Below are 22,040 nucleotides of genomic sequence, written 5' to 3'. Positions count from 1 at the left end.
GTTGCAGCGTGCCGCGGTTATTGGCCTTCAGGCACGGCGCAATTTATGCCGTGCAGCGGCGCGGGCCGGAAAACCCGCAAACGCCGTTCTGAAATCGTGTGAACCAGCCAGATCCCCTAGCCCGCCGCGAAAAAAGACGTCGCGCCGACGCCGGTTTCGATATGGCCCAACAAACCGGGGTGGAAATCGTCAGACAGATCCTGTGGCAATCGAACGGCGTCCATCGCGTCGATCAAACGGCGCGTATAGGAATTCGTGGGCCTTTCAATGATATCCGCAGCCCTACCAGTCTCGATGATCCGCCCCTCGTGCATCACGGCGATGTGGTCTGACACGGCCGCCACAACATCAAGGTCATGTCCGATGAACAGCATGGAAAACCCCCGTTTTGCGCGAAGGGATGCCAGCAAATCAAGGACTTGAAGCTGGGTTGTCACATCCAGGGACGAGACGACTTCATCGCAGATCAGCACATCGGGATCAGACAGCAGCGCCCGTGCGATGCAAATGCGTTGTTTCTGTCCACCGCTCATTTCATGTGGATAGCGGTCAAGGTAGCTTTCATTCAGCCCCACTTCGGCAAGCAATTGTATCATGCGATCGACGCGCTCATGGCCGGTGGGGCCATGTATCGCATTCAGCGGCTCAGCCAATTGTGTGGAAATGGGCAACCGTGGATTAAGGGCGCCAGTCGGATTTTGAAATACGATCTGGCGCTTGCCCCGCAAGTGCCTTGGAATCTGCCATGACTGGCGCGTGAATTCCCGCCCGAGCATGGCAATTCTGCCTTTATCCGGTCTGGCAAGCCCTGCCAGCGCACGCGCGATACTGCTTTTCCCGCTGCCACTCTCGCCCACCAAACCCACAACCTGGCCCGGTTCTATCACCAGATCGACATCATCGACCGCAACGAAGGGTCGGCCCAGACTGTGTTTCGCACGATAGACGATGCGCAACCCCTCTACGACAACACCGCCAGTTGTTGCAGCCTGCCCCGCCCCCTTCGAGCGTCCGCCCACCATCCTTCTGCGGGCGGCAATCAGCGCGCGCGTGTAGGGATGACGCGGCGCTGCAAGAATGTCGTGAACCGGCCCGGATTCGACCAATCGGCCATCGCGCATAACCGCGACCCGTTCCGCGATGGATGCCACGACGCCAAGATCATGGGAAATGAACATCAACGCCATTCCGCGCTGTGCGCGAAGGCGTTTCAAAAGGGTCAGGATCTGATGCTGGACAGTTGCATCCAGCGCTGTGGTCGGCTCATCCGCGATCAGCAACGCAGGGTCCGCCGACAGCGCCATGGCAATCATAACCCGCTGTTGCTGGCCCCCGGACAGTTCGTGGGGGAACGCTCCGAACCGGCGTTCCGGGTCACGAATGCCGACCTCGCGCAGCAGATTTTGCGCTTGCTTGCGCGCATCGGCACCCGAAACCGGCTTATGCGTCCGGATCGCCTCAACGATCTGGGCACCCACTTTCATAAAAGGATTCAGGCATGACATGGGGTCCTGAAACACGATGCCGACACGCGCGCCACGAAAACGCCGCATCGCCCCTTCGTCCAGTCGGGTAATGTCGGTGCCGTCCATGCGGATTGCAGACGCCGCATCAACAGATGCCGCCAGCGGCAACAGCCCCAATACAGCAAGCGCAGTCAGCGATTTGCCACTGCCGCTTTCACCGACAATGCCAAGGCACTCCCCTTTGTCAATGGCAAGGGAAAGCTTCTCGACCACCCGCGCCCCGTTGATGTCGATGGACAGGTTCGAAATTTCCAGCAAATGGGTCATTGGGCAGGCCTCGGGTCTATAAGGGTATGCAACAGGTCGGTCAGTCCGTTCAAAACCACAACCGCAAGTGCAAGAAGCAGAAGCGTTGCCTGAATCAGCGGATAGTCGCGCCCAAGGATACCGTTCAAGGTCAGGCTTCCTATGCCAGGCAGTCCGAACAGAACTTCCATGGTCAATGTGCCCCCCACCAGCCCCGACAAAACGATGCCGGACAAAGCAAGCGCAAGGGGCGCGGCAGTAGGCAGCAGATGAAACACGATCAGCCTTATCGGGTGCACCCCTTTTGCGCGGGCGGTGCGCACATGGGCACTGCTCGTTGCTTCTTTCAGTTCTTCATGCAGGGTTTTTACAAGCTGACCTGCGATATCCATTCCGATAACGATGATCGGCAACCAGATATTGCCCAACACGGGCATCCAGCCCAACCAGATTGAAAACACAATTATTCCGACCAATCCGACGCAGAAGGTCGGTAGGGCAATCGACCAGACGTTCACGACATTGACCATTACGGCAAATACCGATTTCGGCCAAAGCGCGGCACCGATTGCCAGCGTAATGGCCAGTGTGACCCCGAAAACGAAACTTCCCAACCCGACCACAAGTGTCGTGGGGATCGCACCGACAATCAGATCACCGACAGGGCGCTGATACCGCACTGACGTTCCGAACTCACCGGCCAGAAGATTCCCGACCCAGGCTGCGAATTGCGCAGGAAGGGGGGCATCAAGGCCCAGTTCTTTGCGCATCATGTCCGCCTGTGCCGCCGTCAAGTCCCCCTCGACTGAGAAGACATCCACAACATCGCCTGGCACGATGCGCAGGAAAAAGAACACCAGTACCCCGATTGCGACCACCAGAAGCGCCGACCGTCCAACTGTGGTGGCGAGTGCTACCATCTGTTTCATATCATTGTTTTCCTTAGGGGTGTTGTCGCGGATGCGCGGCGCAAGGGATCAAGTTTAACGCGCAGCCGATCCCCAAGCATTGACAGCGAAAATGTCAGCACGACCAGCGCGATCAACGGCGCAAGGACAGCGTGCGGTGCCCGTTCCGCAAGGCGGGCCGCGTCGGAAATCATGCGTCCCCAAGTCGGGGCATCCGGGGACGCGCCAAGGCCCAGAAAACTGACGACCGATTCAGTCACGATGCAGCGCGGCAGAATGATTGCTGCTTGCGTGACCAATGCACCAACGATGTTGGGTGCGATATGCCGGGACAATATATAGATGCGCCCGTAACCAAGCGTGCGCGCACTGGCCACATAGTCAGACTGCATTTCGCGCATCCAGACCGCCCGGGAAACATACGCAAACTGAGGCGCAAAGCTTAGCCCAACGGCGAACAAGACAGGCCCGGTGCCCGGTCCAAGCGACGCGATCAACAACAACACAATCAGAAGCCCGGGCAAAACCCGCACCAGATCCACCACACCGAACACGACATGCGGCACCGGCCCCCCGATGGCAAGGGCACTCAGGCCGATTCCGGCCCCCGCAACGAAGGCAATCAGCGCGCCACCCAGCCCGACAAGCAACGTGAATTGGGCACCGGCGATAAGCCGCGCAAGCACATCGCGCCCAAGATTGTCAGTCCCAAGCCAGAAATCAGCGCCAGGCGCGGCGTTGCGCGCCATCAGGTTCTGGTGCAGCGGATCATGTGCGATAAGCAAAGGCCCCACCAGCGCCGCCACGACAATAAAAATCACGAAACCTGCGCTTAGAACAACAACCGGGTTGCGAACGCCCCCCATGCGGGGGGCGCCGGTCTTCTGTGCCGAGAGCATCAGCTTTCACCAAGCCAGACATGTGCAATACCACCGCTGGCCCAGTTGGGCGCATAGGTGAAACCGGGGTCCCAGTCCCGAACTTCAGTGCGGTTGACGATGGCACCTTGCGAATGTCCCATGACAACTGTGTAGTAGTTGTCCAAGGCGTGCTGCCAGGCATCAAGATAGTGTTGGCGCCGGCGGTCAGGATCAGCTTCGCGGACCGCTGCCGTGACCATGCTATCGAATTCCGCATCCTGGACCCCCCCCCACAGGCCGGGGTTGGGGCCATCGCTCATCATGCGGATGAAGCGCATGAAAATATCGGCGCGCGGACCGCTGCCAAAAGGCGCGATATCCCAGTCATATTCGCCCAGGCGTTGCATGGCGCCCAGATCATCCAGTGCCAGATGTTCAATCTCGAATCCCAGTTCGCGCACCATCTGAACTGCGACCTGAGTGTAGGGGTTTTGCCATGAAACCGCCCGCAGCTTGAAGTCGGCGGGGTTTACGCCTTCCTCGGCCAGGATTTCACGCGCGCGATCAAGGTCGCGCGTATGGTGGCGATCGGCGTCATGCATGGCCTGATCGAAATAGAAGTTGCCCGGCGGGACCATCTGGTTGGTTACAACGCCATCATCCCCGGCAACAAAATTCATGAAACCCGGCCGGTCAAGCGCATATGCCACCGCTTCACGAACGCGGACATTATCGAACGGTGGGCGCGGCGAGCGGTTGTTGAAGGACACGAAATTCCAGCTTGTGTCCTTCATAAAGCGGATATCGATATTCGGATCGGCGCGCAGTTCAGGCAATGTGTCGCGCGTCACACTTGCGATGTGCAGATCGCCCGCCCGCAACGCCAGCGCCTTGTCGATGTCTTCGCGCAGGTTGAATTCCACAGCATCAAGATAGGGCAACCCCGCCTTCCAATACTGATCGAAACGCGGCGCATGAAGACGCACGCCTGGCAGCCACTCGTCAAAAACGAAGGGACCCGTTCCAATCGGGGTGACAAGCTGGCCATCCCAGCCTTCGGATTGCGGCGACAAAATCCACAACTCGGACAGCAGATTAAGTAGCGGTGCATATGGCTCTGTCATGATCAGCCGGAAGGTGCGCTGATCAACCGCCTCGAATTCCTCGACAAGCTGCATCGCACCGCTTAGCCAGCCCCGGCTGATATTGTCACGAACGCGGGCAAAATTGGCGACCACATCTTCTGCGGTCAACAGATCACCATTATGGAAGCGCACACCGTCCCGAAGAATGAAGATATATTCCAGACCGTCATCGGAAACGTCAATGGATTGGGCCAGAAACGGCTCCACACTGCCATCGGGCGCAATGCTGGTCAGCGCTTCGGCATACGCCTGGACAACACCGATTGACCCTGTATGGCGATGCGCATCAGCAGTATCCAGGCCGGTTGTGGAATAGCGCAGCACGCCGCCACGAACAGGGTCGTCAGCCATGGCAGGCCACGCCAGCGGCAGCAGGGTTGCAGCGGCCACCGAAAGCAACAGGCGGCGGCGGATTGGATCAAGACGTATCATACGAAGTCTCCTTAAGGTTATTTTGAAAGAAGCTGCTAGATTTGCAGGGGCCGGCCGTCCATGTCGGTCGTCGCCAGCCCAAGGTGGCGCAAAACTGTGGGCGCAAGGTCGATCGCGCTTGTGCCATCATGCGCAACGCTGCCAGGTGCAAAGCCGGGACCACGGATCATAAGAAAGGGGGACTGTGCCCAAGCGCCAATTCCGCCATGCGTCCCGGTGCCAAGGTCCGGTCCTGCCTGTCCGGGCTTCAGGGCCACCAGGGTCGCGCCGGGAGTTCCGTAAGCGTTGGGCGCATCGCTGCCCGCCATCGAAACCGCAAAGGCCAACCCGTCGCGGTCAGAAAGGCCCAGCTCACCAAGGTTGTCCGCGTCGAAAACCTGCCCCGCCCAAGGCTGCGCCGACAGCCAGCCGGAAATCGCGGACCGCTTGGCTTGTGCCTGTGGTCCAAGGTAAATCAGACACGCCGAACCATTTGGCGCGACGACGACATCGTGACTTTCGGTGCTGTCCTTCAGACCAGCTTCCACCAAGGCCGCGACAACATCGACCGCGCCGCTGACCGCTTCGTGCCCATGATCACTTGCAAGCACGACAAGTGTTTCGTCATCACGCCCTATTGCGGACAGCAGCCGCCCGATATTGCGATCCACCGTGGCAAGAACGGCATGATGTTCGGGTGACCCCAGAACCAGTTTATGCTGCGCGGTGTCGGGATTGCCGCACCAAAGCACGCCCAGCGCAGACTGGCGTTCATCCAGCATGTCGCGGCGAAAACGGTCCATCATGGCCGCGTCGCCGTCAGTGTCGGGCGTGATGTCAAGCGCCTGCTCGCCGACAATAGGACTACGGCCGGGACCGTAGGAACCAGCGCGGTGATACACCCGCCCGCACCCGTCGGGGTCTTGGGCATATGCCGCGCCGGGGGACACGTTCGAATAGACGACCGACCCGCCCCGCCCCGCAAGACGTTCTGCCCATGTGGGCCGTTCCATCGCCTGCCCTGTCACTGCGCGGCGATGCTCAAAAAAGCCCGGTGGCCCGACATCATGCAAAACCGGGCGACCAGCTTCTGTCAGGGCCAGCATATTTCCCTGAATCCCGTGTCGGGCGGGCAGACACCCTGTGGCAACAGAAGATGACACCACCCGCGTACACGACGGAAACACGCTGCGGTGCTTGTCAAACCGGGTTGCATGGCTTGCGAAGGCCCAGATTTCCGGTGTCAGCGCGGGACTGACCCAGTCGCGGCGCAGACCATCCAGAATGATAACGATCGCACGCTGTGTCATGATCGCACCATCCGGTTCAGGGCAACGTCGAACACGTCCCAGTTGTGAAGAATTCCGTCAGCGGAACCCGGCACTAGCGGGTGCGATGCGATAAGCGGAACGCGCTGTTCGGAAATCCCGCCATGGGAACGAAGGCGCTGCCCGGCCAGGGTTGACACGTCATGTTCGTCAGCACTGGCGCCAATCACCGCAATGTCCGCGGCCAAAGCGACGAAATCCCCTTCGCGGTCGATGGGTAAGCTAAAGCGCTGCGCGGCCGCTTCGGCGGACAGGACTTCGGCGACCAGCGGTGCCTTGCGTGCCGCAACCAGCACATCCTCGACCGATATGCCGTCGCGCACATACCCGCGCACAAATGATCCAAGACCACCATGGTGCCGCACGAACGGGTCAGCAATCGGGCATATGATGCGCACCGCATCATCGCCGAAAATTGCATTCAGATAGTCCTGAAGATAGATGACATTGGGCCTGCCCGCGCCATCGGCCTTGTCTTTCATTCCATGGTCAGCGGTCAGCGCGACACGAGCGCCAAGCGTTTCTATGGCCTGAAGCCTGTCATCTATGGCGCGCAGGAAATCATCTGATTCCGCGCTGCGCGGGGCATGCGCGTGCTGAATGAAATCAGACAGTGACAAATACAGAAACTTCGCCCGGCCTTCTTTCAGCAAAGCGATCCCTGCATCCAGCACGAATAGCGACAAATCCGCCGAATACTGGTCCGGTGCCGGACGTCCCACAAGGGCTTCGGCAGCCTCGATGCCGTTTTCTTCCAGCGTCGTGGCGCCAGCGTGTTGGGCCGAAAAGGAAATCCCCTTCAGGCCGGCACCAAGCGCCTTGCGCAGTTTGTCCTTCGCTGTGATCGACGCGACGGGCACGCCTGCACCTGCCAAAGCGGCCAGAATGGTTCCGGTCCGAAGAAAGGACTCGTCCACCATAACAGTTTCGATACCGGTGTCGCGATCCAGAAAATAGTTCCCAGAAACACCATGCACGGACGGCGGCACACCTGTCACAATCGAGATATTGTTGGGATTGGTGAAGGTCGGCATGGCCGCGTCCACAGTGCAGGCGAACCCGTTTTGAACCCAGGCCGCAAGCGTGGGCATTGTGCCGTCGGCAAGCGCCGCATCAAGGTATTCGGGGTCGAAACCGTCTATGCAGATCACGGCCACAGGTTTGCACGGAAGGGCGTATTGCCTGCCGTTCACGTCAATTCGTTTGTCATTCCAGTGGTCCGACCCAAGTGCGTCGTCATGATGTAGCATTCGCCAGATATCCTGTTCCAGTAACTGCCCCTGTGTCGGTCAGGCGCGCCGGATCGCAAAAGGAATTAAAGGAACCGAGGAGTGCAAAAATGGAAACGACAAAAAGAAAACGAATTCCATTCAAAGGCTTGTCTGTCGTATCCTCCGTGTGCCGTCACAAAAGCTTCACTGCAGCGGCACGCGAGCTTCATGTAACACCCAGCGCTGTGAGCAAAAAAATCGCCGAGGTGGAGGCCCAGCTTGGACTGATTCTGTTCACCAGATTGTCGGGCGTTGTGGAACCCAGCGAAACAGCGTTCATTCTTGCAGCGGCCTTTGACCAGGCCCGCGACATGCTTGCATCTGTCATTGATGAGGTCCAACCCCAGTCACCGGAAACGACAATCCGTGTTGCTGTGCCAACGACATTTGCAATGCGCTGGCTTATTCCACGATTGTGGCATCTTTTGCGACAGCACCCGCATATCCGCGTCGATGTGATCCCGACCCATTCAAACACGCCACTTCCGACAATCGACTATGATGTGGCAATTCGTCAGGCGAACCCGGGTCATCGTCCAGAAGATGCAGTTCACCTTTTTTCCGAGAAGCTGGGGCTTCTGGCAAAGCCTGCGCTGGTGCAAACGATCCGGAACCAAAGGAAGATCGACTTGTCCGCCATCACGCTTATTGCGTCAGAAAGCCGCCCAAGAGAGCTTGAAAACTGGATTGCCCAAAGCCGGCGACAAGTCCGCCTGTCCCGCGAACGAAAGTGTTTTCATCACTTCTACATCGCGCTGGAAGCGGCGCTTGCTGCCGAAGGTGCGGTCGTTGGCCCCGTAATTACCTTGTCCGAGATCATTTCGCGGGGCGAACTGGTCGAACCCTTGCCAGAATATCGAATTCCGGGGCCAGAAATTTTCGCGTTCCATGCTCCCGGCCGTCGCCCGAGGGATGCGGAACTCAAGTTTATCCGGTGGCTGTGTGACCAGAGCAAAGAAGCGTCGCCGGAACAGAAGATAAAACGCAAGGTTGGTGCAGGTGGCTGAACTGGACTTGCGGTTCAGCCACCTGCACGTCATGCGTCGGACATCCGGCCCCCAGCCGGCATGACGCGTCCTGCAATTGCGGCGGCGCGAGCGGGTTGTCTTTCGGGAAAACACAGAATTGCGCCAACGGTCTGCCGTCTACGCCAATAGGCGGACACATCCCCGTTTCGGCACCCAAAGACCGGCAACCCATGTCTGATGCGGTGCGCGGGCGTTCTGGTCTTGGCGGTCTGTGGCAGTTTCTGTATCGACAAGGGACGCCCGCATCGCGCTGATGCGGCACCGTGACGCGACGATCGGATCATGAATGCAGTTTCTTCCTTCTTCGACCCAGCGGCTGGTTCTGGAATATATCCGCGACGGCGGTGCGGTGGCGCGCAGCGAAATCGCGGCGTCAACCGGCATAAACCCCGGCGCGCTTAGCCGGTTGATGCGCGATTTGATCGAGGCCGGTCTTGTCCATGAGGGCACGCGCATCCGCGCCGCGCGCGGCCAGCCACCGCTGCCATTGTCGCTGAACCCCGGCGCGGCGTGGTCCGTGGGGCTGTCGTTTTCACTGCACGAAATCGAAGTGGTGGGCATTAATTTCGCGGGCACCTGCATCGCTGAACGGGTCGTGCCCCTGCCTGAAGGCGATGCCGAAGTGATACTGGCGCAATGTGCCCGCCTGGTCCACGCACTTGTGGCTTCTGGGCCGCAGGGCACGCAGCCTCCACTAGGTCTTGGGGTGGCGTTGCCGGGCTATTTCAACCATGCGACCCCGCCGAAGGTGGAAACGTTTGCGGCGTTGTCGGCGCTGTCGGGGCAGGATCTGTCGGGCCTTTCGGGCAGGTTCGGACTGCCCACATGGATCGAAAACAACAGCACCGCCGCCGCGTTGGCCGAATTCTACCACCGGCCGGACCGACAAGCCAGAACACTGGGTCTGATCAATGTGGGATATGGCTTTAGTGCGGGGTTCATTGTGGGGGGGCGGCTATACCGGGGCCGCGCCGGCAATGCCGGCGAGATCGGACGCATGTATCCACGCGGCACGCCGCGCCCGTCGGTGCTGGACCTGGGCGATACACTGGCCGCGGCGGGGCATCCGGTCACCTCCACCCCGGCGCTGGCCGATCTGTGCGCTGACCCGCCGCCTGTGCTGCGCGCCTGGGTGCGCCGGGCCGGGCAGCAACTGGCCCATGCAATGAACATGGTCGATCTGATCATCGCGCCCGATGAACTGGTGCTGGGGGGGCAATTGCCGGTGGATTTGGCAAATATGTTATTTGCCGAAGTGTCAGCCGCGCAAATGGACCGGCCCGACCGCCGTATTCGGGTGTCCCAACTTGGTCCGCTGGCCGCAGCCAAAGGTGCGGCTTTTCTGCCGCTGTATCATGGCTTTGCGCCCCTGACCGGCACGGCGCAGGACCAAAAGTAACACCCCGTCAGCGACCGCTGGACTGAACCCGCCACAAGGCAGAACGGCCCCTGGGGCGGGGTAGGCCACTGGCCCGCATATTAAATTGATTTTTGCAATTTATCTACAAAACTGTCATGTTTGTTTCAAAATGGGCGGTTAGTCCAAGGTCATCCACCCAGCCCAAGGAGACAAAGATGAAATATCTCGACGCTCTCGCCCCTGCCCTGCTGCTTGCTGCCGCAAGCCTGCCTGCACAGGCACAGGAATGGCCGAACGAAGAACTTGTCCTGACCGTTGTTGTGCCTTACGCGGCAGGCGGCGGCACGGATTCCGCCGTGCGGCCCCTGATCGAGGAACTGCGCAACCACTTGGCGGTGCGCATCCAGATCAGCAATATCGGCGGCGCTGGCAGTGCTGCGGGCACCAATGAAGTGTTGAACATGCCTGCTGACGGCTATGCTGTGCTGGTATCGGGCACCCATACTATTGCGGCCACCATGCAAGGCCTGACTGATGGTTACCGCGAACTTGACCAGATTGTTGCGCTGAACTGGGACCCGTTCATCGTGGCCGTGCTGGCCGACAGCAAGATCGAGTCGATGTCCGACCTGATTGACGCCGCGCAGGCCGCGCCGGGCACGATCTGTCTGGGCAATGCGGGCATGGGCGGCGCGACCGGCGTTGCCTCGATTGCGATCGACCTTGCGTTTGACGGCATTTTCAACGTCACGCCCTTTGATGGCGGCCAGAACCTGCGGACCGATGTTCTGGGCGGGCGCTGCGATGCGGGCATCTTCTCGCAATCGGAAATCCTGACCAACCCCGATGATTTCCGTCCGCTGGTCATTCTGACCGAAGATCGCAGCCTGCTGGACGGCCTGTCCGATGTGCCAAACCTGGTTGAGGCCGGTTTCGACGCGCTGGACGTGCCCGGTGGGTCGTTCCGGTCAATCGCAGTGCGTCAGGGCACACCCGATGCGGCGCGCGAAGCGATTGCAGCGGCCTTTGCTGCTGCCTACGATTCTGCCAGCTACCAAAGCTTCATGGCCGAACAGGGCATCATCTCGACTTTTGCAAAGCTGGAAGATGCGCAGGCGTATTTCGATGATCTGGTCACCGGATATGAACCAATTGTGCGGGCCTCGGGCCTGTATGCACAATAGGCATTGGCCGTTGACCGCCACATCTGGAACAACACCACGCCGGGCCGGGGCGCTTGCCCCCGGCCCGCTACAGGAGGTTCATGATGCGCAATGATCTTGCCCTTCTGGTCCCTTTGGGCCTGATCGGGTTTGCACTGATCTGGCTGGCCTATGCCTGGACCCTGCCATCCGAGGGGATGATCGGTGACCGCTTCGGCTATGATCCGGGCAGCCGGTTCCTGCCGGTGGCGGCGGGGGTCGTGCTGGCTGCGGCGCTGCTGGGCGATGTGGTGCGGCGCTGGCCTGCGCGTCCGGTGTCAGGGCTGGCAGGGCCAGTTCAAACGGGGCCAGTCTTGGCGCATGTGGCAATCCTGATCGCCTATCTGATCGCGTTTCGCCCTTTGGGCTTTGTGCTAAGCACCGCATTGGTGCTGTTCGGGCTGATCGCGCTGAACCAGCGACATATGGGCCAGCCATTTCGGCTGTGGCCCTTTCTGGGCGCTGTGGCAGCGGTGGTGGCGGGGTCGGTCGCGGTGTTTTCAGCCCTGCGGTGGGTGATCCGCACCTGTTTTGCGCTGGCGCGGACCCATGGCCTGCCCATACTGCGCGAACCGGCGGTGCAAACTGGACTGGCAACCCTGATCGTTATGGGAACACTGGGTCTGATGGTGTTGATCTGCCGACGCTGGCGGCACCTGCCCCATGTGGCGGCAGTTCAGGTGGCTATCGGCACGACCTTCGCAATTTATCTGATGTTCCGGCAACTGTTCCTGATCCAGTTGCCGCCCGGCATTCTGAACTGGTGAGGGACACACGCGATGGATGATCTTCTGGCGGGCGTCGCGATGATTGCCACGTTTGAAACCCTGTTCTGGATCGCCCTTGGCAGTATTCTTGGCATTGTGCTGGGCGCGCTGCCGGGGTTGACGGCCACAATGGGCGTGGCGCTGATGCTGCCGGTCAGCTTCTACCTGCCCACGGCCACTGGCATGGCGATGCTGCTGGCGGTCTATACGGGCGCAGTCGCGGGGGCGTCCATACCAGCTATTTTGCTGGGCATTCCGGGCAATCCCAACGCGCTGGCCACAGTGCGCGATGGCCATGCCATGACCCGCGCCGGACAGGCGGGGTTGGCATTGGGGTCGGCGGCGGTGGCGTCACTGGTGGGCGGGGTGCTAAGTCTGATGGTGCTGATCTTGTTCGCGCCCTATCTGGCGGCGGCGACGTTGGCCTTCGGTGCGACGGAGAAATTCGCCATTGCCGCCCTTGGTCTGCTGATCATTGCAGCCATGTCCGAAGGAAACCTGCTGCGCGGCATCGCCATGGGCGCGCTGGGGGTGTGCCTGTCGTTGCTGGGATCGGACCCGTTCACCAATGCGGCGCGCCTGCCCTTTGCCGACACGCTGGCAAGCACGCCGTTTCACAACGGGATCGAGCTTATTCCCGCGCTTATCGGCCTTTTCGGGATTTCACAGGCGCTGCTGGATCTGGCGCGGTTGCGCAATACGACTGGCGCAGAACCTGTCGCGCGTATCGGCAATGTCTTTCCATCATGGGCACGGCTGCGCAGCATGTGGCGGGTATTTCTGGAATCCACCGGCATCGGCACGCTGATCGGGGCAATCCCCGGGGCCGGGGCCAGCGTCGCGGTGTTTCTGGCGCATGAGCGGGCGCGCAAGACCTCCCGCCCCGTTGATGGCGAACCCGCCGTGGGCGAAGGGCGGATTGAGGGCGTCATTGCACCCGAGGCCGCGAATAATGCCGTGACCGGCGGCGCGCTGATCCCGGTTCTGTCGCTGGGCATTCCGGGCGACGCTGTAACCGCTGTGCTTCTGGGTGCGCTGATGATCAAAGGGGTGGTTCCCGGCGCGGCGCTGTTTGCCAATGACATGCCGCTGGTCTATGCGATCTTCCTTGGCATGGGTGCGGCGCTGATGGCAATGTTCGTGTTCCAGTTGCTGGGCGTGCGGCTGTTTCCGCTGCTGTTGCGGGTGCCGCTGTCGTTCCTGATCCCCTGTGTTCTGATCCTGTCTTGCGTCGGCACCTTCGCGGTGGACGGGCAGGCCCCGATCAAGGCGGGGTATAATATGGCTGTCGCGCTGGCACTGGGGGTCGTGGGCTACTGGCTGCGCCGCGCGCAATACCCCATCGCGCCGCTGGTTCTGGGGCTAATTCTGGGGCCGATGCTGGAAGACAACTACCGGCTGGCGGTGAAACTGGCGCAGGGGGATCATCTGGTCTTTCTATACAGCCCCATTGTGCTGGGCATGGTGGCGGTAATGGCGCTGGCCACGCTGGCCGCAAGGGGGCGCAGATGACGCGCCAGCGCCCCTTTTCCCGCATATCTGAACCGCAGTTGCCCCCCCCCACGCCCCCCGTGCCCGCCCTGACACCCGTGCCGCGCGATTGCCGCGCCCGTCTGGCTGAACCCGCAACCCCCACGGCACGGTTGCGCCGCCTAGCTGAGGGGCGCGTGCCCGCGCTGCGCCAGATCGGTCTGCACCCGTTCCCCGCCCCCCATGCACCCGCCCCCCCCCAAGCCCGCGCGCTGCGCGTGGGCGCATGGAACGTGCAGCAATGCCATTTCGGCCCCGACAGTGCGGCACTGCTGCGCGGCGCGGCGCTGGATGTCACCTTGCTGACCGAACTGGATATCGGCATGGGCCGCACCGGGCAGCGCGACACTGTGGCCGAACTGGCGACGGCGCAGGGTCACGGGGCAATCTATGCGCCCGAATTTCTGGAACTGCGCAACGCCCCCGAAAACGATCTGGGCTGGCACTGCAACGCCATCACGGCACGCACCCCCCCGCGAGAGGTCGTGCTGATCCGCCTGCCGGATATGGCGGACTGGTTCATCGCGCCCCGTCGCGGGCAGCGGCGGCTGGGCGGGCGCATGGCGCTGGCCGCACGGTTCGGACAGGGGGCGGACGCGCTGGTGGTCTGTGCCGTGCATCTGGAAAGCGACACAGACGGTGCGGGGCGGGCTGCGCAACTGGCCTATCTGCTGGACCGGCTGGACAGTTTTGCCGCAGGCGATCCGGTGCTGATAGGCGGGGATCTGAACGCAGGCGCAGGCGATGGCGCGCGCGACACCCTGACCGACCCGCTGTTTTCCGAGGCCCTTCGCCAAGGCTATCACTGGAATACGCTGAACGCGCCGGGGCCTACCAGCCGCATAAGCCGCGTGACGAACGCCCGACAACAAAACACCGCGCGGTATGACTGGTTTCTGGGGCGTGGGGTGCAGGGCACCGCACCCGCGACCCTGGCCGCCACTGATACCAGCGGGCAGGCGATTTCCGATCATGACCTGATTGCCGTGACGGTGCAGCCTGCATGATGCGCCCCGTCCATCCTGTCAGCGCCGCGAAGTTCCGCCCCGACGGGTGGCCGCGCCCCTATGCGGGTATCACCATCAGCGCCCCCTTGCGACGTGATCCTTGCACCATCGCCAAGCTGCACCGCCTGTGTGCCACGCTGCAGAATCTGCCGGGGGCTGGACCGTTCAGTTTTCTGCCCGCGTCATGCTGGCACATGACAGTCTTGCGCGGCGTCAACCTGCGCCGCCGTCAGGACGCATGGCCGCGCGGATTGGCGCGCGGGGCGTGCCTGTCGCATCTGGTGGCGCGGATGCAGGACCGCTTGTGGCCAGTGGCGCTGCCGCCCGCGTTGCGGCTGGTCGTGCAAGGGCTGGACCTGACCGGGGCCGGCGATATCCGCTTGACCCTGCAGCCCGAAGGGCGCGCGCGCGCCACTCAACTGGACCGGCTGCGTGACAGGCTGGCCCGTGCACTGCGTCACAGCGACCATGGCCTGCGCGGTCCACTACATCTGACCCTCGCATACCGTGTGCGGCCCGTTTCCGTCCAAGCCGAAGCGCAGTTTGCAGCGGCATTGCACGCGCTGCAGCCCGGCATTATCGGGGCAAACATGGCCTTCGGCCGTCCCGCGCTGGTCGTTTACCGCGACATGTGGGATTTCGCGCACCCCAAACGCATGCGCGGCGCAGCTGGCAAAACACGATAACGCTTGCGCGCCCCCCGCATCTGGGGATTTGAACCTGCCAGAAGCGGGGGACGGCAGCGCCTACCCTGCGTCAGATCTTGAAAACGCGCCTTGCATTGTCTTCGAAGAACATTTTCAGCCCTTCATCGCCAATATTCATCGCATCCAATGCGCCCACTTCATCGGGCACAAACTGCCAAGGGTAATCCATCGCATAGAGCATGCGGTCCATGCCAATGACCTTTTGCACATATTCAATGGGGGGCGCCCAGCCAATGCCGCTGGAGGTGTAGTAGAAATTATCCATCAGATAATCCCATGCCCGCCGCTTCAGGGGTTTGACATCGGGGTAGCGGCCCGTCACCGAAATATGGCCATGCATGTAGTCAATGCGATACAGCCAATATGGCAGGGCTTCGCCGCAATGGCCAAGGATGATCTGCAGTTTCGGGAACCTGTCAAACAACCCCGACACAACCAGACGCAAGGCATGCAGGCCCGTTTCACAGGCAAACCCGTAAACCGCAGCATCCAGCCCGCGGTTCAGGAACGGTTCAATCATTTGCGGGCTTGGCGTGTTGGGATGCAGGTAAATGGGCACATCCAGCGCCTCGGCCGCTTCAAACAGGCCCCAGTAGCGTTCATCATCCAGATAGGTGCCAAGGGTGTGGGAATTCAGGATACCGCCGCGCAGGCCCAGCTTGGTGACCCCGCGTTCCAATTCGCGCTCGGCCTCGCCAATATCAAGGGGGCTGAAGGCGGCCAGCCCAACAAAACGGTCAGGATTGGCGGCAACCCCTTCGGCCAGCTGGTCATTGGCGCTGCGCGCCAGCGCGCTTGCGGTCTTGGGGTCGAACACCTGCACACCGGGCGCAGACAGCGCGACCACCTGCATGTCAATTCCCGATGCGTCCATATCGGCAATGCGATCGGCGCCAAGGGTCTGGATGCGGCGGGAATGGGCGCGGGCCTTCTCGGTGGTGCTGGTGCCAAAAAACCCCCACAGACTGCGGAAACCGGGGTCGGTGATGGTGCCATCTTCCAACCCTTTCAGATACAGGTTCATGATTTCAGGGGGCAGCCACGCTTCTTCAGCGGCTATGCGCTTATAGGGCGGGGCCGCTTTGCGCGGTGGCATTGGGGGGTAGCGGTCAGTCATTCGAAGGCTCCGTTTGCGCCCGCGCTGCGCGCGCGGGAAGTGGGGCGCCGAACCGGCGCGAAAGTGCCCAGGCCACAAGCACAGCAAGCAATGCCAATGTCAGGACAATGAAAGATTCGGGTGGAAAGACTGTGGTCAGCGCCCCGATGCCCAGCGCCAGAACGGCCACCGCGCGCCGCTGCCAACCGCCGCCATAGGCGTTCTTGTTGGCCAGCACCTCTGCCAGCAAATGACCGGCAACCAGGATGGTCAGACAGGACACGGAAATTTCGATCCAGCTGCCATCCATCAACAGCGCGGGGTTCATCGCAAATACAAAGGGCAGCAGATAGGCCATAAGCGCCAGCTTGATGCCGGTTATCCCCGTGGACCACATGTCAGACCCTGCCACACTGGCCGCCGCATAGGACGCAATCGCCACGGGCGGCGTCAGCATCGAAAGCAGCCCGAAATAGAAGATGAACAGATGTGCAGACATTTCAGTGACGCCAAAACGCACCAGCGCCGGGGCCAGCAGCACCGAAACAATGACGTAAACCCCTGTTGTGGGCATGCCCACGCCCAGAATGATCGACAATAGCGCGGTCATCAGCAAAAGCGCAGGCAACCCGCCCAGTTCCGCGATGCGCCCCAGCGCCAATGTCAGCGCAAAACCCAGACCCGTGACATTGATTGTGCCCACGATAATGCCCGCCACCGCACAAACCAGCAGCACAGGAACCAGCATTGACCCGCTATTGACCAGCGCCTGCCCCAGCAGCGCAAGGCGCGACGCCCCGCGCGGCGCGGTGACCAGATACAGCGCCACCGCAGCCCCCGCACTGTAAAGCGCGGCCTTGCCGGGCGAATAGCCCAGCACAAACAGAAACCACACCAGCACGCCCAGCGGGGCCAGCAGCGGCCACGCCCCCAACAAGGCGCTGCGCAGCTTTGGCAGGTTTTCACGCGGCTCGCCCGCGATACCCTTTGCGGCGGCGTAGCGGTCCACCTGACGATAAAGCAGGTAATAATAAAACGCAGCCGGCAACAGCGCGGCCGTAATCACATCGACATAGGCCACTTGCAAAAATTCAGCGATCACAAACGCGGTGGCCCCCATCACGGGCGGCGCGATCTGACCGCCATTAGACGCCACCGCTTCAATTGCGGCGGCGTGGCGCGCGGGAAAGCCTGCCTTCTTCATCATCGGAATAGTGACAGTGCCCGTGGACATGACATTGGCCACAGTGGACCCCGACAAGGTGCCAAACAGGGATGACGACAAAATGGCCACCTTCGCCGGTCCACCGCGCCGGTGCCCCATTGTGGCCAGCGCCAACCCCGTCAGGGCCTGACTGCCGCCAACAGCGTTCAGCACCGCCCCGAAAATGATGAAGCCCAGAATTTGCGTGGCCCCCACATTCAGAACAAGGCCGGGAATGCCGTTGGTGTCGTTATACAGATACAGCAGGTAGCGCGCCGGCCGCAGATAGGCCCCCTCGAACAGGCCAGGTGCCATCCAGCCCCAGAAGCCATAGGCCGTAAACCCAAGGGCAAGCGCGGCCAGAACGCCCCCGCAATGGCGGCGCGTGGCCTCCAGGGTGGTGGCAACCGCGATAAGTGCAGGCACCCATTTTTCCGGCCCGCGACTGGTGGCGGTCAACAACCATGCCTCATAATTCCATGCAAGCCAGACCCAGCTGGCACAGGCCAGCACCCCCAGCGCCAGATCAGGCCAACGCAGCCATCCCGGCATGGGACGCAGCACAATGGCCACACAGACCGTCACCCCAAGAATGACGGCAAGATATTGTTCCGTCAGCAAAACAAAGCCCAACCTGCGCGGCGCATCCAGCAACCACAACAGGCCAAGCACCGGAATTGCGGCGGTAACATAGACAGGCTTCATAGGTGCAGCTTTCAGGTTCGGGTGCAGGTTTGGGGCGGGCAAGGTTACGCAAGCAGCGCCACGCCGCTTGCATCGAGGACCGAAGGGACAGAAACAAAAAGGGGTGATGTGGAAACCCGGTATGGGTTTCCACCTGCTGCCTTAGTCGATGGACGCGTCGCGCTGTGCGTTTTCGTCCGACCAGATCCCTTTCTCGCGGTAGAATTCGACCGCTGCGGGATGGAAGGGAATCGTGTTCGTGGGGCTTGTCATCCGGTCCTGCTGCGCGCCCGCCATCGCGGGATAATCGCTGACCAGTTGCGGAAGTGCATCATAAAGCGCGCCAAGAATTTCCTGAACCTGATCATCGGGCAGGTTTGCGCTTGCGGTCAGAAACACGTCATATGCGGCAACGGTGACCGGCTCTGTCACCTCTGGCAAGCGCGGCGAGGGGTCCACCTGCAACAGATACACACCGGGATATATCTCCCCGATGAATTCATCCGTTGCATCAGGCCCTGTGATTGACACATAACGAATGCCGCCGGGAATGGTGGCATGTGCCTGTTGTGTCAACGGAATCCCGACTGCAATGCCATGCGCATCAAGATTGCCTTCAACAAGCCCTTCAACGCCTGCAGGCATGCCTGAGATTGTCACATGTTCAACCTGATCCAGCGCGACGCCGCCCGCTTGCAGCACGGCCTGATTCACCCTGCCCGTTGCGGCCTGCCCTGAAACTGTGGTGACCACGCGCATGCCCGCCAGGTCGGACACGTCGTGCATGCCGCTGTCAGCGCGCACCATGAACGCCTGCCGCAGGGGCCACAGCCGCGCGAGAACACGCAGTTGCGTGTAGGGTTCATTCTCGAATTCACCGCGATACCATCCCCCAACATCGATGGATGAATTCAGTCCCAGCGTGACCTCATCCTCGGCGATCAGGGGAATATAGACGGATGACCCGGTAAAAGGCTGAACAGTTGCCTGACGGCCCAGATTTTCCTGTAGCGCCGCCGCGATCCCGCTGCCGACGGTGTAATAAAGCGTTCCCTGCGGGTTGGTTCCGATGGTGATGCGCTGTGCCTGCGCGGTTGTGCCAAGTCCCGTGGCAGCGGCAACTGCCAGCCCCACGGCCAGAATGCGTCCGATCATGTTGTCCTCCCTGTGCGATGCGGCGCGCGATGCGCGCTGCGCGGGTGCCCCCTCCTCCGGGGCGTCGCGCAAGTTCAGACTATACGCATTTATCGTGCAGTGTTATGAAATGTTCATATTAATTCATTAGATAAGGTTATGAATAAAATGGCCGTCCATCACCTGACCCTTCGGCAGCTGCGCGCCGTGTCCGCCGTCTATGCAAGCGGGCGCATTGCCATTGCCGCAGACCGGATGAATGTAACCCAATCCGCCGTCAGCGTGCTGTTAAGTCAGGCGGAATCCGCGCTTGGCACACGGCTGTTTGACCGCACCACCCGGTCCCTTGCCCCCACCCCGGCAGTTGAGCAGATCATCGGCATTGTAGAACGCATGCTGGGTGATCTTGAAACGCTGGGGTCCGTCATCAGTGATCTGGACGGGCTGGAGCGCGGCCAGATCCGCGTCGCGGCCACGCCTGCAACCGGCATCGCATTGTTGCCCGAAACGGTGCGCGGGTTTCGGGCGGCCTATCCGGCGGTCAGGCTTGTTCTGGATGATTGCGCGCCCAACCAGTTTTATTCCATCATCCGCGAAGAAAAGGCCGATTTCGGAATTGGCACCCCCCCTGCGGATATGACCGAGTTCGACCGCATCATCTTGCATGACGACCCGCTGTTTCTGGTGTGTCCGCGCGACCATCGGCTGGCGCAATACGATCATGTGCCATGGAGCGCCCTGAGTGACGAGCCACTTATCGTATCCCGGCGCGACTATGGTGTGCGCGATCTGGTCGAACGCACCTTGCAAGATGTGGGCGGTAAATTGCGGGTCGCAAATGAAATCGGTTTTTTATACAGCGCATCATGGCTGGCATCCTGTGGCATGGGCATGTGCATTTTCCCCGAACACCTCGCGCGCGCCGTGCGTGACCCCGGCCTTGTCTGGCGGCCGCTGGTGGACCCGGTGGTCACGCGCCCTGCCGCCATAATTACGCGCCGCGGGCGCACATTATCCCCGGCGTCCCAGCGCTTTATCGACATGCTGTGCGACAATCTACGCGCGTCCAGTGACCTAAGCCCCCGTTCCTGACGTCATGGAACCTCCTGCATCATGTGACCATAGCGCCCCCGCGCCCTTGTCACGGCAGTCTTGGTCATGCAGTGTTGGCCATCGGACGCAAACCCGCCCCATGGCACGGGCCGAGGGAGTGAAAAACAGGGGATCAGCATGAACGATAAGACCCATTAGAACGCAGTTTACAACCACAAGCGGGAAGCGGACCTCAGTTGGCACCAGACTGACCCTTCCGTGTCCTTGGACCTGATGACGCAAGCGGGTCTGGCTGCGGCAACGTCCGCCATTGACGTGGGTGCTGGCACATCGCGTGTGGTCGATGCACTTTTGGCGCGCGGTCCGCACGATCCGACGGTGCTGGACATGTCCGAAGCTGCCCTTGATGCAACCCGCGCGCGCCTTGGAACAAGTGGGCAAACAGTATCGTGGATCGTCGGGGACATTACCCTTTGGCGGCCCACAAGGACATATGATCTCTGGCATGACCGCGCGGTGTTTCACTTCCTGACCGACCCAAAAGACAGGACCGCATATATTGACGCCCTGTCCAGCGCGCTGGCACCCGGCGCACACGCGATTACAGCGACTTTTGCGCCAGATGGTCCCGAAACCTGCAGCGGCCTTCGCGTGACAAGATACAGCCCCGCCACGCTGGCCGAAACATTGGGGGGGGCAATTCGCCCTTGTCGACAAGCGCGCCTACAACCACACAACTCCGTGGGGACACACGCAATCGTTCCAATACAGCCTGTTTCTGCGCCACTGATGCCCGCGCCCCCCTGCAGCCCGACGTGGCTGAGATGGCCAAAGCGCGAGGAGTGAAGCGATAGAGAAAGGCGGTGGTCATCGTTGCATGTCCGAACACGCTGGCATATGCCAGCATATCTGCGCGCCGCTGTTTCTGGCACATGTGCGTGCCTCGACCGAAGGCGAAACCGCGCGCGCAAACTGCCATCCTTTCACCTATGGCAATTGGAGCTTCATGCACAACGGTCAGACTGGTTCGTTTACGACCCTGCGCAGACCCCTTGAGGCGAGCGTGCCGGATGATCTCTACGCGCTACGCAAGGGCAGCACAGATTCTGAACTGATATTTCTGTTGTTGCTCCGGGCGGGCCTTGCGGATGATCCTGAACATGCCTGCCGTAGCGTGATAGCGCAGATGACGGACACGGCCCAATCTGCCGGAGTGCCCGCGTTCTTTCGTCAAACATGCGTCTTCTCAGATGGTCAAAGCCTTTATTGCTTCCGCTATGCAAGTGATAATCGGTGCCCAACGCTCTATGTCTCTCGCGCGTTTGCGGGCGGGGGACTGGTCGTTGCGTCAGAGCCTCTGGACGGCAGGTCCGAGCATTGGGATGAGATCGCACCAAAGCAATTGGTGCGACTGGACGCGACCGATCAGACAAGTTTTGATTTGCTGGCAGCATGAACACGCGCGCTATAAGGCGCGCTTGATGGTGCAGTAGACTATAGGGCGCGATACGGGGAACACCTCAGCAAGATCACTGATGGAATACTCTCCGGTCGCATACATGCGGGTGGGGGT

General features: G+C 61.1%; 19 protein-coding genes. 10 read left to right on the top strand and 9 right to left on the bottom strand.

Annotation, left to right across the window (positions count from 1 at the left end; all coding sequences use genetic code 11):
- Positions 1-116 precede the first annotated feature (116 nt).
- The 6 genes from ACTZWY_RS04735 to phnA are packed head-to-tail and all read right to left on the bottom strand — an operon-like array spanning position 117 to position 7,674.
- Positions 117-1,793 carry a dipeptide ABC transporter ATP-binding protein gene (locus ACTZWY_RS04735; protein ID WP_444789542.1) on the bottom strand — a complete coding sequence of 559 codons (1,677 nt, stop codon included), beginning with the start codon at positions 1,791-1,793 and terminating at the stop codon, positions 117-119.
- A complete protein-coding gene (locus ACTZWY_RS04730) occupies positions 1,790-2,701 on the bottom strand; it encodes an ABC transporter permease (protein ID WP_444789541.1) in 912 nt (303 codons plus the stop codon). The genes ACTZWY_RS04735 and ACTZWY_RS04730 overlap by 4 nt, the downstream gene beginning before the upstream one ends.
- Positions 2,698-3,579: an ABC transporter permease gene (locus ACTZWY_RS04725; RefSeq protein ID WP_444789540.1), complete on the bottom strand. Its 882-nt coding sequence runs from the start codon at positions 3,577-3,579 to the stop codon at positions 2,698-2,700. Before ACTZWY_RS04725 ends, ACTZWY_RS04730 begins: the two co-directional genes overlap by 4 nt.
- Positions 3,579-5,117, bottom strand: coding sequence for an ABC transporter substrate-binding protein (locus ACTZWY_RS04720; RefSeq protein WP_444789539.1), 1,539 nt, complete (start codon positions 5,115-5,117; stop codon positions 3,579-3,581). The genes ACTZWY_RS04725 and ACTZWY_RS04720 overlap by 1 nt, the downstream gene beginning before the upstream one ends.
- A gap of 35 nt (positions 5,118-5,152) precedes the next feature.
- Positions 5,153-6,406, bottom strand: a complete 1,254-nt coding sequence (locus tag ACTZWY_RS04715; RefSeq protein WP_444789538.1) for an alkaline phosphatase family protein — start codon at positions 6,404-6,406, stop codon at positions 5,153-5,155.
- Positions 6,403-7,674 (bottom strand): phosphonoacetate hydrolase, encoded by a 1,272-nt coding sequence (gene phnA / locus ACTZWY_RS04710; RefSeq protein WP_444789537.1) that lies wholly within the window; start codon positions 7,672-7,674, stop codon positions 6,403-6,405. Before phnA ends, ACTZWY_RS04715 begins: the two co-directional genes overlap by 4 nt.
- 89 nt (positions 7,675-7,763) lie before the next feature.
- On the opposite strand from phnA, the gene ACTZWY_RS04705 reads away from it, so the two are divergent.
- The 7 genes from ACTZWY_RS04705 (at position 7,764) to ACTZWY_RS04675 (ending at position 15,275) form a co-directional block, all read left to right on the top strand.
- On the top strand, positions 7,764-8,702 hold the full coding sequence (locus tag ACTZWY_RS04705; RefSeq protein ID WP_444789536.1) for a LysR family transcriptional regulator: 939 nt from the start codon (positions 7,764-7,766) through the stop codon (positions 8,700-8,702).
- Between the two features lie 307 nt (positions 8,703-9,009).
- On the top strand, positions 9,010-10,122 hold the full coding sequence (locus tag ACTZWY_RS04700) for an ROK family protein (RefSeq protein WP_444789535.1): 1,113 nt from the start codon (positions 9,010-9,012) through the stop codon (positions 10,120-10,122).
- A gap of 176 nt (positions 10,123-10,298) precedes the next feature.
- Positions 10,299-11,267, top strand: coding sequence for a tripartite tricarboxylate transporter substrate-binding protein (locus ACTZWY_RS04695; RefSeq protein WP_444789534.1), 969 nt, complete (start codon positions 10,299-10,301; stop codon positions 11,265-11,267).
- An 83-nt stretch (positions 11,268-11,350) separates the two neighbouring features.
- A complete protein-coding gene (locus tag ACTZWY_RS04690; protein ID WP_444789533.1) occupies positions 11,351-12,052 on the top strand; it encodes a tripartite tricarboxylate transporter TctB family protein in 702 nt (233 codons plus the stop codon).
- 12 nt (positions 12,053-12,064) lie between these two features.
- The gene (locus ACTZWY_RS04685) at positions 12,065-13,564 is read left to right on the top strand and encodes a tripartite tricarboxylate transporter permease (RefSeq protein WP_444789532.1); all 1,500 of its coding nucleotides are present in this window, start codon (positions 12,065-12,067) and stop codon (positions 13,562-13,564) included.
- Positions 13,561-14,589, top strand: coding sequence for a hypothetical protein (locus ACTZWY_RS04680; RefSeq protein WP_444789531.1), 1,029 nt, complete (start codon positions 13,561-13,563; stop codon positions 14,587-14,589). The genes ACTZWY_RS04685 and ACTZWY_RS04680 overlap by 4 nt, the downstream gene beginning before the upstream one ends.
- Positions 14,586-15,275 (top strand): DUF1868 domain-containing protein, encoded by a 690-nt coding sequence (locus ACTZWY_RS04675; protein WP_444789530.1) that lies wholly within the window; start codon positions 14,586-14,588, stop codon positions 15,273-15,275. Before ACTZWY_RS04680 ends, ACTZWY_RS04675 begins: the two co-directional genes overlap by 4 nt.
- A 70-nt stretch (positions 15,276-15,345) precedes the next feature.
- Here the strand turns inward: ACTZWY_RS04675 and ACTZWY_RS04670 are convergent, their stop codons facing one another.
- The 3 genes from ACTZWY_RS04670 to ACTZWY_RS04660 form a co-directional block, all read right to left on the bottom strand.
- On the bottom strand, positions 15,346-16,413 hold the full coding sequence (locus ACTZWY_RS04670) for an amidohydrolase family protein (protein ID WP_444789529.1): 1,068 nt from the start codon (positions 16,411-16,413) through the stop codon (positions 15,346-15,348).
- Positions 16,406-18,301, bottom strand: a complete 1,896-nt coding sequence (locus ACTZWY_RS04665; RefSeq protein ID WP_444789528.1) for a TRAP transporter permease — start codon at positions 18,299-18,301, stop codon at positions 16,406-16,408. The genes ACTZWY_RS04670 and ACTZWY_RS04665 overlap by 8 nt, the downstream gene beginning before the upstream one ends.
- Before the next feature lie 141 nt (positions 18,302-18,442).
- On the bottom strand, positions 18,443-19,435 hold the full coding sequence (locus ACTZWY_RS04660; protein ID WP_444789527.1) for a TAXI family TRAP transporter solute-binding subunit: 993 nt from the start codon (positions 19,433-19,435) through the stop codon (positions 18,443-18,445).
- A 138-nt stretch (positions 19,436-19,573) separates the two neighbouring features.
- Here ACTZWY_RS04660 and ACTZWY_RS04655 point away from each other — a divergent pair, with 138 nt between their 5' ends.
- The 3 genes from ACTZWY_RS04655 to ACTZWY_RS04645 all read left to right on the top strand — a co-directional run bounded on the left by ACTZWY_RS04655 (position 19,574) and on the right by ACTZWY_RS04645 (position 21,923).
- Complete coding sequence (locus ACTZWY_RS04655) at positions 19,574-20,506, top strand: LysR family transcriptional regulator (protein WP_444789526.1); 933 nt, start codon at positions 19,574-19,576, stop codon at positions 20,504-20,506.
- Positions 20,507-20,740: 234 nt separating this feature from the next.
- Positions 20,741-21,313, top strand: a complete 573-nt coding sequence (locus ACTZWY_RS04650; protein WP_444789525.1) for a class I SAM-dependent methyltransferase — start codon at positions 20,741-20,743, stop codon at positions 21,311-21,313.
- 31 nt (positions 21,314-21,344) lie between these two features.
- The gene (locus tag ACTZWY_RS04645) at positions 21,345-21,923 is read left to right on the top strand and encodes a class II glutamine amidotransferase (RefSeq protein ID WP_444789524.1); all 579 of its coding nucleotides are present in this window, start codon (positions 21,345-21,347) and stop codon (positions 21,921-21,923) included.
- Positions 21,924-22,040: the final 117 nt, after the last annotated feature.

Origin of the sequence: Roseinatronobacter sp. NSM (assembly GCF_052379845.1) — a bacterium.
In the GTDB taxonomy this organism is placed as follows: Bacteria; Pseudomonadota; Alphaproteobacteria; order Rhodobacterales; family Rhodobacteraceae; genus Roseinatronobacter.
Note: the sequence above shows the minus strand (reverse complement) of the source record. Positions and strands in the feature narration are given on the sequence as shown.